Here is a 13,316-nt window from a genome sequence, read left to right on the forward strand (position 1 = left end):
ACCGAGCAGGAGATCGTGGTCTGCTACGCAGGCGGCATGAGCCGCTGGCGGGTCATCTCCCCCGCCCTGCGGCTTGCCAGCATCATCACCATCATCGCCTTGGCGGTAAACCTCTGGGTCCAGCCGATGGCGGCGCGCGAGATGCGCCAGACGCTGTTCAATGTCCGCACAGATTTGGCCTCGACACTGATACGCGAGGGCGAATTCACCAACCCGGCGCCCGGACTGACGGTCTACGCCCAATCAGTGGACGCGACCGGCCTGATCCACAACCTCTTCATCCATCATGAGAAGAGCGGCAGCTCAGCCACCACCTATACGGCCGACGAAGGCCGGCTGGAGAAGCGCGGCGACCGAGCCGTACTCGTGATGCACAAGGGCTCGATGCAGGAGTTCAGCGAATCCGACGTGCTGAACTACCTGACCTTCGACGACTACCCCTACGATCTCGCGCCGTTCATGACCTCCGACGAACTGATCCACTACAAGCCCTCGGACCGCTATCTGCACGAGTTGCTGTTCCCCGACCTCAGCCAGGATTGGGAGAAGCGGAACTATCTGAAACTGCTGGCCGAAGGCCACAGCCGGATATCGACACCGCTCTACAACATCGCGCTGATGGCCATGGCCTTGACCGCGATCATCGGCGGCGGGTTCAGCCGCACCGGCTATGGTCGGCGTATCGCGACCATGAGCGCCATCGCCGTGGGCGTCCGCATCCTGGGCTTCGTGGTCCAGGCCGCCGCCGAGGAAGCCGCCTGGCTGAACATCCTTCAGTACGCCGTGCCGATCGCGGCGACCTACTTCGCCCTGCGCAGCATCTTCCGCCAGAAAGTGACCCGGTTCATCGACATGCGGCTCAAGCCGCACCGCATCAGTCGTCACGCCTCTGGGGCCGCCGCATGATCGGCGCCGGCAAGCTTGAGCGCTATGTCATGGGCCGCACCCTGGCCAGCGTCGGGGCGGCTCTGGCGGTGATCGCCGCGGTGATCATCCTGGTCTCTTTCGTGAACCTCTCGCGCGAAGTCGCCGTGCGCGCCGATGTGGGCGTCGCCCAGCTCTTCATACTGACCCTGCTCCAGACCCCGTCGATCGTCGTCCTGCTGCTGCCGTTCGTTTTCCTGTTCGGCGGCATGGGGGCCTATGTCGGCCTCAATCGCCGCTCGGAGCTGGTCGCCATGCGGGCCGCGGGCATCTCGGCCTGGCGGTTCATCCTACCCTCGGCGGCCGCGGCCTTCGTGATCGGCGTACTGACCGTGACCCTGCTCAACCCGCTCTCCGCCGCTTTCAGCGCCCGCTACCAATCCGACCGGGCGAACCTGATGGAAAACTATCTGACCGACGCGCCCAAGGAAGTCTGGCTGCGTCAGGGCGACGAACGCACCCAGATGGTCATCCATGCCAAGCAGCGCGACACCGACCAGGGCCGCGTGCGCTTGAAAGGCGTCTCGCTGTTCGTCTACCAAAAGAACAAGCAGGGCATCCCGGAGTTCAAGCGCCGGCTCGAAGCCGCCGAGGCTCAGCTCTATCCGGGCTACTGGAAACTCACCGACGTGCGCGAAGCCGCCGCTGGCGAGAGTTCGGTCCGCTCCGAATCGCTGTCGATCCGCTCCACCCTGGACGCCGAATCGGCCATGGAGCGGTTCGCCGCGCCGGAATCCGTGTCGTTCTGGCGGCTGCCTGACGCCATTCGCCTGACCGAACAGGCGGGTTTCTCGGCCAATGGCCACCGCCTACGCTTCCAGCAATTACTAGCCACTCCGGTGCTGTTCGCCGCCATGCTGATTCTAGCGGCGGCGTTCTCGCTTCGATTGGCGCGGCTGGGCGGACTGGCTGGCCTGGCTGGGGCCGGCGTAGGCCTTGGTTTCGTCGTGTTCTTCTTCAACGAGTTCTCCGGAGCCTTGGCCAACGCCGACATCATTCCGTTGTTTGCGGCGGCCTGGGCTCCACCTGTTGTCGCCCTGCTGTCGGGGCTTGCGCTGCTCTGCTACACCGAAGACGGTTGAATCGCCGGCTGACCCGGTTATGCATCGGCTTCGAACCGCGTTGAGGGGATCCTGAGCTTCATGAGTTTCGGCAGGCGTTCAGCCTCGGCCAAGCGCGCCCTGCTCGCAGGCGTCGCTCTCGTGGTCCTCGCGGGAGGAGCGTATGACGCTCAGGCCCAGGCGCCGGCGCGCGTGGTCACCCCGTCACCAGACGGTCTCGCCGACGGCGAGCTGTACATGGAGGCTGACCTCGTCATCCGCGACGACAAGAACAAGATCACCACGGCGCGGGGCAATGTCGAGGTTCGCTATCAGGGCCGCACGCTGCGCGCCAACGAGCTGATCTACGACGAAACCCTGGGCACCATGCGCGCCAAGGGTGAGACCACGATCATCAACGCCGACGGATCGGTCCAATACGCCGACGAGATCGTGCTCGACGACCAGATGAAAGCTGGGGTCGCGACGGACTTTTCCTCGCGCCTGCCGAAGAACGTCAAGATGGCCGCCGCCAGCGCCGTCCATCGAAACGACCGCGTGAACGAACTCAACCGCGCGATCTATACGCCTTGCGACATCTGCGCGCCGGATGGAGCCAACAAGGCGCCGACCTGGTCGATCAAGGCCGACCGCGTGGTGCAAGATCGCGATCGCCAGCTCGTCTACTACCGCAACGCCGTAATCCAGGTCCTCGGCGTGCCGGTGCTCTACCTGCCGGTCTTCTGGCACCCAGATCCCCAGGCCGAACGCAAGTCGGGCCTGCTGCCGCCGGAAATCGCGATCTCCGAGCGCCGCGGCCTGTCCTACGAACAACCCTATCTTTTCGTGCTGTCGCCATCTTCAGATTTGACGCTAAGCCCCCAAATTAACACGAAAGTCGCCCCCTTCCTTAATGGGGAGTACCGCAAGCGGTTCTACTCCGGCGCCCTCAACGCGCGCTTCGGCTATACCTATGACAAGGACATCGCCGCCGCCGCTGGCCAGACGGTCAATGACCGCACCTCGCGCAGCTACATCCTTGGCTCCGGGGCATTTGCGATTAATCAGGATTGGCGCTGGGGCTTCACCGCCGAGCGGACTTCCGATGACCTGCTGTTCGATAAGTACGACATTGGCGGGGTCTATGAAAATCGCGGTCTCTACGTCGCCGACGACCGTCGCCTGATCAGCCAGCTCTACGCCGTCCGCCAGAAGCAGACCTCCTACCTGTCGATCGCGGCCTTCACGATCCAAGGCCTGCGCCCCGAGGACAACGACCGCACCTTCCCGATCGCCGCGCCCCTGATCGAGTCACGGTTCGAGATCGATCCGCAGATCGCGGGCGGTCGCTTGCGGGTGAAGGCCAGCGCCGTCGCCCTGACCCGCGACCAATCGCCCATTGGCGCTCCGCCGGAACACCTGCCGGGCCTCGACAGCCGCCGCGCCACTGGGGAAGTCGATTGGCGCGCCACCTACACCACTGCCGGCGGCTTCCGCCTCTCGCCCTACGTTCAAGCGCGCGTCGACGCCTATGGCATCGACGACAACGTCACCAGCCTCACCTCAGGCGTGAGTTCCAAAAGCGTGACCCGCGCCATGGGCGTGATGGGCGCTGATTTGAGCTATCCTTTCTTCCGTCGTTTCAAAGACTTCACGGCGATAATTGAACCATTGGCTCAAGTCGCTCTCTCGCCCGACGTGAAGCAGGTGGTGTTGGGCCAAGACGCCACCGGCGCCCCGATCTATTTGAACGAAGACTCGATCGCCTTCGAGTTCGACGAGACCAACCTCTTCCGCGCCAACAAATTCCCCGGCTACGACCTCTACGAGGACGGCATCCGGGCCAATGTCGGGGGGCGCGCCTCGATCCTCTGGGACGACGGCCGCCGGGCCACCCTGCTGGTCGGCCGCTCCTTGCGCACCGAAACCAACGACGTCTTCACCGAACAGAGCGGCTTGCGCTCAAAGGCGTCGGACTGGATCGTCGCGGTCAACGCCGAGCCGATGCAGGGCCTGTCCTTCTTCACCCGGGCTCGCCTGGACGACGAACTGTCAGTCGCCCGCGCTGAAATGGGGGTGAATGTCCACAACAAGTGGGGCAGCGGTTACGTCCGCTATCTGCGTGACCGCGCCAACCCCAATGACGACAAGGTCGAAAACGTCGATCTGGGCGGCCAACTCAGGCTGACCAAGAACTGGGGCCTGACCGCCTACGGCAATCGGGACATGGAGCAGGACGCCTGGGTCATCCGCGATCTGGGCGTGTTCTACACCGATGAATGCACCCGCATCGACGTCATCTACCGAAAGGAAGACACGCTGCGCGGCCGCCTTGGTCCGTCGGAGTCCATCACCGTCCGCCTAACCCTCGCCACATTAGGCGAACCGTTATATGGCAACTGACAACCGCGACCGCACGCCGGCCGCCCGCTACGGCTATACGCTAAGGAAGACCTCACCCATGAACCGCGCGCGTAAAGTCTCGGGCCTCGCGGCGCGCGGCGTCGTCTTGGCAGCAGCCTTCGCGGCCGCCGCCGCGCCGCCCTACGCCTTGGCCCAGGCCCCTGCGGCTCAGCCCGCCCCCGCGGCCCAAGCTGCTCCGACCGCGGCTCCGCAGGCCGCCCTGAGCGAGTCGGTCGCCGCCGTGGTCAACGATCAGATCATTTCGACCTACGATCTGGCGCAACGGATGCGCCTGCTGATCGCCACCTCCGGGATCCAGCCGACCCAAGAGAACATCCCGCAGTTCCAGCGCGAGGCCCTGATCTCCTTGGTCGATGAGCGGCTGCAGATCCAAGAGCTGCGTCGCCAGGAGAAGGACCAGAAGATCTCCATCGTCGCCACCGACGAGGAGCTCAACGAAGAAATCGCCGACATGGCGAAGAGCAACAACCTCAGCGCCGAGCAGTTCATCGCCTCCCTGCAAAACCAAGGCATCGGCATCACCACCCTTAAGGAACAGATCCGCGCCCAGGTCAGCTGGCAGCGCTGGATTCGCGGCCGCTACGGCTCGCGCCTGCGGGTCGGCGAGGACCAGGTGAAGGCCGCCCAGCAGCGTATCGAAGCCTCCGCCTCCAAGCCGCAATACCAGATCAGCGAAGTCTTCCTTGACGCCAACCGCGTCGGCGGCATGGAAACCGCCATGACCGGCGCCGCACAGCTGGTGAACCAGATGCAGCAGGGCGCGCCCTTCCCGGCCGTCGCCCGACAGTTCTCGGCCTCGGCGACCGCGGCCAACGGCGGAGACGCCGGCTGGATCACGGCCGGCGAAATGGCGCCCGAGGTCGATGCGGCCTTGGAGCAGATGCGCCCTGGTCAACTCTCCCGGCCCATCCAGGTCCGGGACGGCGTCTACATCATCTATCTGCGTGAAAAGCGGGCCGGCGGCGCGGCCACGGTCGTCCATCTGAAGCAGGCCGCTGTCGCCCTGCCGCAGACCGCCACCGAGGCTCAGATCGCCGCTGCGACCGCCACCCTCGAAACTCTGCGCGGCCAAGTCACGAGCTGCGACGACCTTGAGCCCAAGGCCGCCAAGGTCAACGGCGTCGTGGCCGGCGACTTGGGCGAAGCCGAGATCAAGGATCTGGCCCCGGCGTTCCGCCAAGCGGTCGAAACCCTGCAACCGGGCCAAGTCTCTCAGCCGATCCGCACCAATGCGGGCCTGCATATCCTCGCGGTCTGCTCAAAGCGCGGCGCGGGCGGCGAACAGGTCACCGCCGAGCAGATCGAGAGCCGGCTGTTTGGCCAGCAACTCAGCATGATCGCCCGGCGCTACATGCGCGACCTGCGGAACTCGGCGACGATCGAGACCCGGTGAGTCCGCTCGCACTGAGCCTGGGCGATCCCGCCGGGATCGGTCCCGAAATCATCTGCAAGGCCTGGCGCGCCCTCCGCTCCGAGGGACCCGCCTTCGTCGTGGTCGGCGACTTCCAAGCCCTGGCCTCGGCCTCCGGCTCGGGCATGCACATGGTTCGCCGCGTGACCACGCCCAAGCAGGCTAGCGAGGTCTTCAGCGACGCCTTACCGGTCCTCGACATCCCTCTGCGCAGCCCGGTCGTGGCTGGGCAACCGTCGTCGGCCGCCGCGCCGGCCATCATCCGTTGGATCGAGACCGGCGTCGGCCTGGCGCTGTCTGGTGCGGTCAGCGGCCTTGTCACCGCCCCGATCGCCAAGGCGCCGCTCTACGAGGCCGGCTTCCAATTCCCTGGGCACACCGAGTTTCTCGGCGAACTGACGGCCACCGTCAGCTACCCGGGCGCGCGCGGACCGATCATGATGTTGGCCGTCGAGGGTCTGCGCACCACCCTGGTCACCGTGCATGAACCGCTGTCCAAGGTTGGCGGCCTGCTGAGCGTCGACAAGATCGTCAACGCCGGCCTCGTCACCGCCCAGGCCCTCCGCAACGATTTCGGGATCGACGCGCCGCGCTTGGCGGTCGCCGGCTTCAACCCTCATGCCGGAGAAGACGGTTCGATCGGTCGCGAGGACATCGAGATCATCGCCCCGGCGGTCGCGGCCCTGCGCGAACTCGGCGTCGACGCCAAGGGCCCGACCCCGGCCGACAGCCTCTTCCACGAAGCCGCCCGCGCCAAGTTCGACGCCGTGGTCTGCATGTATCACGACCAGGCCCTGATCCCGGTCAAGATGCTGGACTTCTGGGGCGGCGTGAACCTGACCCTCGGCCTGCCGATCGTCCGCACCTCGCCGGACCACGGCACCGCCTTCGACATCGCCGGACGGGGCCTGGCGCGCGCCGACAGCTTGATCGCCGCGATCCGCATGGCCCACCAGATCGCCGAGCGCCGCGCCGCCTGAGCAAGCAACTCGCGCCCTCACCATGGCCGCGACCGGCCGCCTGCTCGGCGTGATTGTTTGGGCGCTGGCGACCCGGCGTAACTAGTTCGGCGGGGCGGCCTTACCGCTATCTTGCCGACTCTCCCGGCTCATGCGCTTTTCGCCCTCTCAAGAGGGGAAATTCCGCATGCTCAATCGCCGTCAAATGCTCGCCGCCTCGGCCAGCGCCGCGGGCCTCGGCGTTCTTGGCCGCGCCAACGCCGCCGCCGGCGAGCCGGTCACCCCGGCCCTGGCCCACGCGCACAAGATCTATGACGGCATCTTCGAGGCGATGCTGGTCGCCGATCCCCTCAACGCCAGCGGCCTTGGTCTCGACAAGGGTTCCCGCGCCGCCCTGAAGTCGCGGGTCGGCGACCGCTCCCACGCCGGCCGCATGGGCTCCTTCCAGCCGCTGATCGACGCGCGCGGCGCGCTCAAGACCATCGACCGCGCCAGCCTGACCGGCCGGGGCGCCACCGAACTCGACACGGTCGTCTGGTACGCCGACCAGTGCGCCGAGGCCGAGCGGTTCCAGTTCGTAGGGGTCGATTCCTACGACTACCCGGTGCCGTATGTGATCAGCCAGCTCACCGGCGCTTATCAAAAGGTCCCGGATGCGCTGGACACCAAGCACATCATCGAGACCAAGGCCGATTGCGAGGCCTATCTCGCCCGCCTGACCGACTTCGCCACCGCGCTGCGCGCCGAATCCGTCCGCGCTCTCGCCCAGGCGGACATGGGCATGGCTCCGCCGGACTTCATCATCGACAAGGCCCTGGCCCAACTCCGTTCCCTAGCCGCCCAACGCGGCGAGACCTCGGGCCTGGCGTCCTCGCTCGGCCGCCGCGCCGCCGCCAAGGGCCTGGGGACCGACTGGGCTGCTCGCGCCGCCGCCATCGTCGACGGCCCCGTTGCGCAGGGCTTGGCCGAACAGATCGCCATCCTGACCGAGCAGCGCCGCACCGCCACCCACGACGCCACCGTCTCGCGCCAGATGATCACGGCGGCCTATTACGAATTCGCCCTGCGCTTCCACACCACGACCAAGCTGGACGCGACGATCGCTCACGAGATCGGCCTGGCCCAGGTCGCCGACCTGACCGCCCGCCTCGATCCGTTGCTGAAGGCCCAGGGCCTGACCAAAGGCAGCGTCGGCGCCCGCCTGACCGCGTTCGCCAAGGACCCGGCCCAGCTGTTCCCCAACACCGATGCCGGCCGTGAGGCGCTGCTGGCCGACTTGAACCGCATGATGGCAGATGTGAAGGCGCAATCGCCGCGCGTCTTCAACCGCATGCCTCAGGGCGGCATGGAAATTCGCCGCGTGCCGCCGGCCATCGAGCTGGGTGCCCCGCGTGGCTATGCCGAAGGCGGGTCCCTGGACGGGACGCGCCCCGGCGTCTTCTACATCAACCTGCGCGACACCAACGATTGGGCCAAGTGGGCCCTGCCAACCCTCAACTATCACGAGGCCGTCCCCGGCCACCTGTTCCAAGCGGCCCTGCTGCTGGAGGCCGGCGAGTCGCCGATGCTGTTCAAGAACCTCGGCTTCACCGCCTACAACGAGGGCTGGGGCCTCTATGCCGAGCAACTCGGCGACGAGCTCGGCATGTACGACGACTATCCGGCGGGCAAGATCGGCTACCTGCAATCGTTCCTCTACCGAGCCGCCCGCATCGTCCTCGATACCGGGATCCACGCCCAGGGCTGGAGCCGCGAGAAAGCCATCGCCTATATGCTGGAGACCGTCGGCTTGCCGAAGGGCGCGGCCGAGAACGAGATCGACCGCTATGTCGTCTGGCCCGGCCAGGCTTGCGGCTACAAGATCGGCCACACCGAGATCGACCGCCTGCGCAGTCGCGCCAAGACGATCCTGGGCCCCAAGTTCGATCTCAAGGGCTTCCACGATGTCGTCCTGCTTGGCGGCGCCGTACCCCTCACCGTGCTCGAACAGGTCGTCGATCAGTGGGCGGCCGCGCGCCGGGGATAGTTCGACGCGAGAGCGGCCGACTTCGTCGAACGCCCCGCGCCGTGCGATTGGATCGCCCCCGAGATTGAGATAACATCGTCATTCAAGTTGATTGACGAGGGGCAGGATCATGGTCGCTACGACGTTCGACACCGTCGGCGCGAAAACGCGCTGGTTCTATGTCGGCATGTCGTCGGTGTTCGTGCTGATCGCCTTCGGCGGCTTCATCCCGACCTATTGGGCCAAGCTCGCCAGCGGGTCGTTCACCGGCGCGCCGATCCTGCACATCCACGGCACGCTGTTCTTCACCTGGACGCTGTTCTTCCTGGCCCAGACGACTCTAGTCGCGACGGGCCGGGTGCTCGATCACCGATCGTGGGGGATGGCCGGCATTTCGCTGGCCACGGCCATGGGCTTCACCGTGGTGCTGGCGGCGATCAACTCGATGAAGGTCGCCGACACCTTCGGGATGGCCGACCAGGCGCGGCGCTTCTCGATCGTATCGCTCACCGCCCTGGTGATGTTCGCCGGCTTCTTCGGAACCGCCATCGGCCAGGTGCGCCGGCCGGAGGTCCACAAGCGGCTGATGATCCTGGCGATGATACCGCTGATGCAGGCGGCCATGGCCCGGCTGTTCGCGACCGCATTGACCCCGCCGGGAGTCATCGGCCCGCCGCCGGTCTTCGTCTCCGTGCCCCCCGGCCTGACGGTCGATCTGCTGTTGGTGGCCGCGATCGTCTACGATTGGCGCACGCGCGGCCGGCCGCACCCCGTCTATCTGATCGGCGCCCCGCTGCTGCTCGTCCAGCAGATCCTCATTGTCCCGCTCAGCGCCACCCCGGCCTGGATGTCGGCGGCGCGCTGGGTTGAGTCCCTCACCGGCTGAGCGCTTGCCGAGCGCCAGCCCATGGGCGAGATAGGCGGTTCTGCTTCACTGGAACCGCCGCCCTGCCCGCTTCCTCGCCTCTGTCGCCTGACGAGCTTTCGCAAGACCTGACCATCGACTTCGTCGGCGGCGCGGTCGGCCATCGCTTCCGCTTCGGCGGCGGGCGCGGCCAGGACCTGCCGCGCGCCGCGGGCTTCACCGGCGGCGTCACCCCGACCATCGTGGACGCCACCGCGGGCCTCGGCCGCGACGCCTTCCTGCTGGCCTCGCTCGGCGCCCAGGTCACCCTGATCGAGCGCTCGCCCCAGGTCTATGCCCGCCTGCAGGCTGGATTGGCCGCCGCCGCGGTGAGCGACGAACCGGCCATCGTGGAGGCTATCGCGCGTATGACCCTGCTGCACGGCGACGCCCGCGAACTGCTGAAAGACCTGTCGCCCGACGTGGTGGTTGTCGATCCCATGCACCCGGAGCGCACCTCCACCGCCCTGGTGAAAAAGGACATGCGCATTCTGCGCGAGCTGGTCGGGACCGACCCCGACCAACTCGAACTGATGCAGGCCGCCCTGGCCTGCGCGCGCAAGCGCGTGGTGCTGAAGTGGCCGCGCAAGGGGCCGCCGATGCCGGGCCTGCGCAAGCCATCACATCAGATTGTCGGCAAGACCCTGCGATACGACGTATTCATGACATCCGTGGCCGAGAGGATCGCCCCATGAGCGTCGCCTTCACCAAGGAGCAGGACAGCGAGTCGGCCGCGGCCGACCTGCCCGACCGTCCGATCTCCCCGCATCCGAACCTGGTCACGACGCGTGGCCTGGCCCAGATCGAGGATGAACTCGCCAAGGCGCGCGCCGCCTATAGCGCAGCCCAAGCCAGCGGCGACGCCGGCGTGGACCGCACCGCCATGGCCCGCGCCACCCGCGACCTGCGCTACTACGGCGCCCGCCGCGCCAGCGCCCAGCTCATCGAGCCCGACCGGTCGCAGGACACCGTCCAGTTCGGCCGCAAGGTGACCTTCGAGCGCGAGGATGGCCGCCGTCAGACCTTCGCCATCGTCGGCGAGGACGAGGCCGACCCGACGAAGGGCTCGGTGTCCTACAACGCCCCCTTGGCCCGCGCCCTGATGGGCAAGACCATCGGCGACCTCGCCACCGTGGCCGGCGCCGAGGTCGAGGTCGTAGGCATCGACTAGCGGCCTCGTCCCCCTCCCCCGCTTCGCAGGGAAGGCTCACCGACCGCCAAGGATCTCCAGCAGCGCCGGCACGCACAGCGCCGAGTTCCGTGCCGCCATCGCCGCCATCTCGCCATAGGTCAGATGGCTGTCCTCGCCAGCCAGGTCCGACAGCGTTCGGATTACATATAGCTCGGCTCCCCAGGCCCCGGCCACCTGCGCCACGGCTCCGGACTCCATGTCGATGGCGTCAGCCCCGAACGCCGCATGCAGTTCGTCGCGGGTCTCGGCGCAGTTCAGGAAATAGTCGGCGGTGATCACCCCGCCCAGGTGCGGCGGCGCGTCCAAGCGACCTGCCAATTTCTCGGCCAGCCGGACCAGCACCGCCCGCACCGGGTCCGAAGCCGGCGTCAATCTGGCTAGGCGCGGCGCGCCGATCGGAATGACCCCATAGGCCGTGGGCGTGAACAGCCGGCCCGAGACCAGGCCGTAATCGTGGATCGCCAACCGCTCGCCCAGCAGCACCGAGCCAACCGGGAACCTCGGGTTCAGCCCGCCCGCTACGCCCGCGAAGACCAGGGTCCTCGCGCCGAACACCGCCAGCAGCAGGGTTGCGGCCGCAGCGGCGTTGACCTTACCGATTCCGGCGAGGGCCACCGCGATCGGCTCGCCGTCGTGGCGCCCGGTCCAGACCGTGGTTGGACCATGAACCTGCGGCTCCGGGTCGGTGTGGAGCGTGGCCTTTAGCGCCGCCAGTTCTTCGGGGGTGGCGCACAGGATGGCGTACATGTCTCGCGCTCCATTCTAGCCTGGGCGCCTGTCCTCCGCAGCCCGCAGGACGAAGGCCAGGATCTCTGCCACCGCCACATAGAGCCGTTCGGGGATCTCCGTCTCCAGTTCGATGCTCGACAGCGCCTCGGCCAGCACCGCGTTCTTCTCGATCGGAACGCCGTGGGCCTCAGCGGCCTCGATGATCTTCTGCCCGATCAAACCGCGCCCGCTCGCCACCACGCGCGGAGCGTTCGGCGCGTCATAGGTCAGGGCGACCGCGACCGGTCGCTTTGGCGGGTTCATGAGATCTGGTCCACCAATTGGCCGGCGTGCGGGTCGGCGTTCGGCGGGGAGCCGGAATGCACCACGATCTCGGCGCGGAAGCTCGCCCGCGCCAAGGCCATGCTCAACTGCTGCTGGTCATCGCGCAGCCGCGTCAGGCCGACGTCGCGCTCGGCCCACAGGCTCACGACCGCCTGGTCGCCAACCAGCGCCACCCGGGCATGAATCGGGCCTAGCGGCTCGATATCCAGCGAGAACGCCACGCGCCAGGCCGGCGCCGCAGCCGCCCCGCCGCGACCATCGCGGCTGATCTCGAACTGCGCCACGCTCGCGCCCTGCGGCGTGGTGAACGGCATCTCGAACATCCAGCGTGTGACCTGCGCCTCCAGCGCCTCGCCCGGGGCGGCCGGCAGCGAGGCGATCTGCAGCAGTTCCTGCCGCGCGATAGCGGCCTTGGTCTCGGCCATCAGCCGCTGACCAACCGCGCTGGGCGCGGCGTCCGTCGGCAGGCTCGGCATGGCGCTGGGCTGCGCCCTGGTCGATCCGGCCCGATAGGGCGGTGGCGGGGTTCTGGCCGGATTGGCGATCTGCCGGGCTTTTGGCGCGCCGGCCAGCCACGCCGCGAGCGCCTGGTTCAGCACCAGCAGTCCGGCCTTCATGTCCTGGCCTATCGGCGAGGTCTGAGGCGAGGCCGCGAGATTGGCCTCCAGGAACAGCCCCGAGCTGCTGAGCGCCCTGGCGAGATCACCAGGCGTGACGCCGGCGCTGGTCGGGCTCGCCTGGGCCAGCACCTGAGCGGCGGCCGAACGCACGTTGGGCGGCAGCCCCGGATTGCCGGCCGCCTGGACGAGGTCGGCCATCAGCGGCGCGAGCCCCCCCTGCTGCACCGCCGCGCCCTGCGCGGTCTGGGCCAGCACCTGGGCCGAGATTTGGCCGGCACCGATTTCGAGAGACGGCGTCGAGGCCGTGACGACGGGAATCACCGGACGCACCGGCGTCACCGGGATCGTCACTTGCGGCGTCATCGGCCCGGTGATGGGGGTGATCGTCACGTCGAACTCATCCCGCAGAAGAGGCGGCGATTCTATTCATAAGCGATGAAGCGAGGCTTAAGCCGCCAGCGATCCCTATGGCGAAGGCCGCGAGCCTGCTATTCGCAAGGGCGATGACCCTCGACCAACTCCCGCCGCTGCGTGACACCCTTGCCGAGCACGGCCTGCTGGCCAAGAAGAGCTTTGGCCAGCACTTCCTCCTCGACCTCAACATCACCCGCAAGATCGCCCGCCTGGCCCAGGTCGGCGCCGGCGACCACGTGATCGAGGTTGGCCCCGGCCCCGGCGGCTTGACCCGGGCCCTGCTGGAAACCGGCGCCCGCGTCACCGCAGTCGAGGCCGACCCCCGCTTCGCGCCGTTGCTTGAGGAGTTGTCGCTCGCCTCGGACGGCGC

13 protein-coding genes are annotated in these 13,316 nt (G+C 67.5%); 10 read left to right on the forward strand and 3 right to left on the reverse strand.

Going from position 1 to position 13,316, the window contains the following annotated elements:
• The 9 genes from Q7T84_RS19885 to greA all read left to right on the forward strand — a co-directional run.
• Positions 1 to 906: LptF/LptG family permease (locus Q7T84_RS19885; protein ID WP_304812539.1), on the forward strand; the 906-nt coding region annotated here is incomplete at its 5' end.
• Positions 903 to 2,006, forward strand: a complete 1,104-nt coding sequence (gene lptG, locus Q7T84_RS19890) for an LPS export ABC transporter permease LptG (RefSeq protein WP_304812542.1) — start codon at positions 903 to 905, stop codon at positions 2,004 to 2,006. The genes Q7T84_RS19885 and lptG, both read left to right, overlap by 4 nt.
• Before the next feature lie 60 nt (positions 2,007 to 2,066).
• Positions 2,067 to 4,367 (forward strand): LPS-assembly protein LptD, encoded by a 2,301-nt coding sequence (locus Q7T84_RS19895; protein WP_304812545.1) that lies wholly within the window; start codon positions 2,067 to 2,069, stop codon positions 4,365 to 4,367.
• A complete protein-coding gene (locus tag Q7T84_RS19900) occupies positions 4,357 to 5,781 on the forward strand; it encodes a peptidylprolyl isomerase (RefSeq protein WP_304812547.1) in 1,425 nt (474 codons plus the stop codon). The genes Q7T84_RS19895 and Q7T84_RS19900 overlap by 11 nt, the downstream gene beginning before the upstream one ends.
• Positions 5,778 to 6,779, forward strand: a complete 1,002-nt coding sequence (pdxA, locus tag Q7T84_RS19905; protein WP_304812550.1) for a 4-hydroxythreonine-4-phosphate dehydrogenase PdxA — start codon at positions 5,778 to 5,780, stop codon at positions 6,777 to 6,779. Before Q7T84_RS19900 ends, pdxA begins: the two co-directional genes overlap by 4 nt.
• Before the next feature lie 166 nt (positions 6,780 to 6,945).
• Positions 6,946 to 8,784: a DUF885 family protein gene (locus Q7T84_RS19910; protein WP_304812553.1), complete on the forward strand. Its 1,839-nt coding sequence runs from the start codon at positions 6,946 to 6,948 to the stop codon at positions 8,782 to 8,784.
• A 109-nt stretch (positions 8,785 to 8,893) separates the two neighbouring features.
• The gene (locus Q7T84_RS19915) at positions 8,894 to 9,649 is read left to right on the forward strand and encodes a hypothetical protein (RefSeq protein ID WP_304812555.1); all 756 of its coding nucleotides are present in this window, start codon (positions 8,894 to 8,896) and stop codon (positions 9,647 to 9,649) included.
• A gap of 113 nt (positions 9,650 to 9,762) precedes the next feature.
• Entirely contained in the window at positions 9,763 to 10,362 is a 600-nt protein-coding gene (locus tag Q7T84_RS19920; protein WP_304812569.1) for a class I SAM-dependent methyltransferase, read from the forward strand.
• Positions 10,359 to 10,838: a transcription elongation factor GreA gene (gene greA, locus Q7T84_RS19925; protein ID WP_304812559.1), complete on the forward strand. Its 480-nt coding sequence runs from the start codon at positions 10,359 to 10,361 to the stop codon at positions 10,836 to 10,838. The genes Q7T84_RS19920 and greA overlap by 4 nt, the downstream gene beginning before the upstream one ends.
• Before the next feature lie 36 nt (positions 10,839 to 10,874).
• On the opposite strand, the gene mtnN is transcribed toward greA, so the two are convergent.
• The 3 genes from mtnN to Q7T84_RS19940 are packed head-to-tail and all read right to left on the reverse strand — an operon-like array spanning position 10,875 to position 12,922.
• Complete coding sequence (gene mtnN, locus Q7T84_RS19930; protein ID WP_304812562.1) at positions 10,875 to 11,606, reverse strand: 5'-methylthioadenosine/S-adenosylhomocysteine nucleosidase; 732 nt, start codon at positions 11,604 to 11,606, stop codon at positions 10,875 to 10,877.
• A gap of 15 nt (positions 11,607 to 11,621) precedes the next feature.
• Positions 11,622 to 11,891 (reverse strand): EscU/YscU/HrcU family type III secretion system export apparatus switch protein, encoded by a 270-nt coding sequence (locus Q7T84_RS19935; protein WP_304812565.1) that lies wholly within the window; start codon positions 11,889 to 11,891, stop codon positions 11,622 to 11,624.
• Positions 11,888 to 12,922, reverse strand: a complete 1,035-nt coding sequence (locus Q7T84_RS19940; protein WP_304812567.1) for a flagellar hook-length control protein FliK — start codon at positions 12,920 to 12,922, stop codon at positions 11,888 to 11,890. Before Q7T84_RS19940 ends, Q7T84_RS19935 begins: the two co-directional genes overlap by 4 nt.
• A 113-nt stretch (positions 12,923 to 13,035) precedes the next feature.
• Between Q7T84_RS19940 and Q7T84_RS19945 the strand changes: the two genes are divergently transcribed.
• A partial coding sequence (locus tag Q7T84_RS19945; RefSeq protein WP_304812570.1) for an rRNA adenine N-6-methyltransferase family protein occupies positions 13,036 to 13,316 on the forward strand: 281 nt, incomplete at its 3' end.

Origin of the sequence: Phenylobacterium sp., from assembly GCF_030654915.1 — a bacterium.
GTDB lineage: Bacteria > Pseudomonadota > Alphaproteobacteria > Caulobacterales > Caulobacteraceae > Phenylobacterium.

What these genes read in the sequence shown, in the direction of transcription:
- Q7T84_RS19910 (WP_304812553.1), top strand. Translation starts at nt 6,946, where the DNA reads ATGCTCAATCGCCGTCAAATGCTCGCCGCCTCGGCCAGCGCCGCGGGC.
- Q7T84_RS19900 (WP_304812547.1), top strand. Translation starts at nt 4,357, where the DNA reads ATGGCAACTGACAACCGCGACCGCACGCCGGCCGCCCGCTACGGCTAT.
- Q7T84_RS19935 (WP_304812565.1), bottom strand. Translation starts at nt 11,891, where the DNA reads ATGAACCCGCCAAAGCGACCGGTCGCGGTCGCCCTGACCTATGACGCG.
- Q7T84_RS19895 (WP_304812545.1), top strand. Translation starts at nt 2,067, where the DNA reads ATGAGTTTCGGCAGGCGTTCAGCCTCGGCCAAGCGCGCCCTGCTCGCA.
- mtnN (WP_304812562.1), bottom strand. Translation starts at nt 11,606, where the DNA reads ATGTACGCCATCCTGTGCGCCACCCCCGAAGAACTGGCGGCGCTAAAG.
- greA (WP_304812559.1), top strand. Translation starts at nt 10,359, where the DNA reads ATGAGCGTCGCCTTCACCAAGGAGCAGGACAGCGAGTCGGCCGCGGCC.
- lptG (WP_304812542.1), top strand. Translation starts at nt 903, where the DNA reads ATGATCGGCGCCGGCAAGCTTGAGCGCTATGTCATGGGCCGCACCCTG.
- Q7T84_RS19915 (WP_304812555.1), top strand. Translation starts at nt 8,894, where the DNA reads ATGGTCGCTACGACGTTCGACACCGTCGGCGCGAAAACGCGCTGGTTC.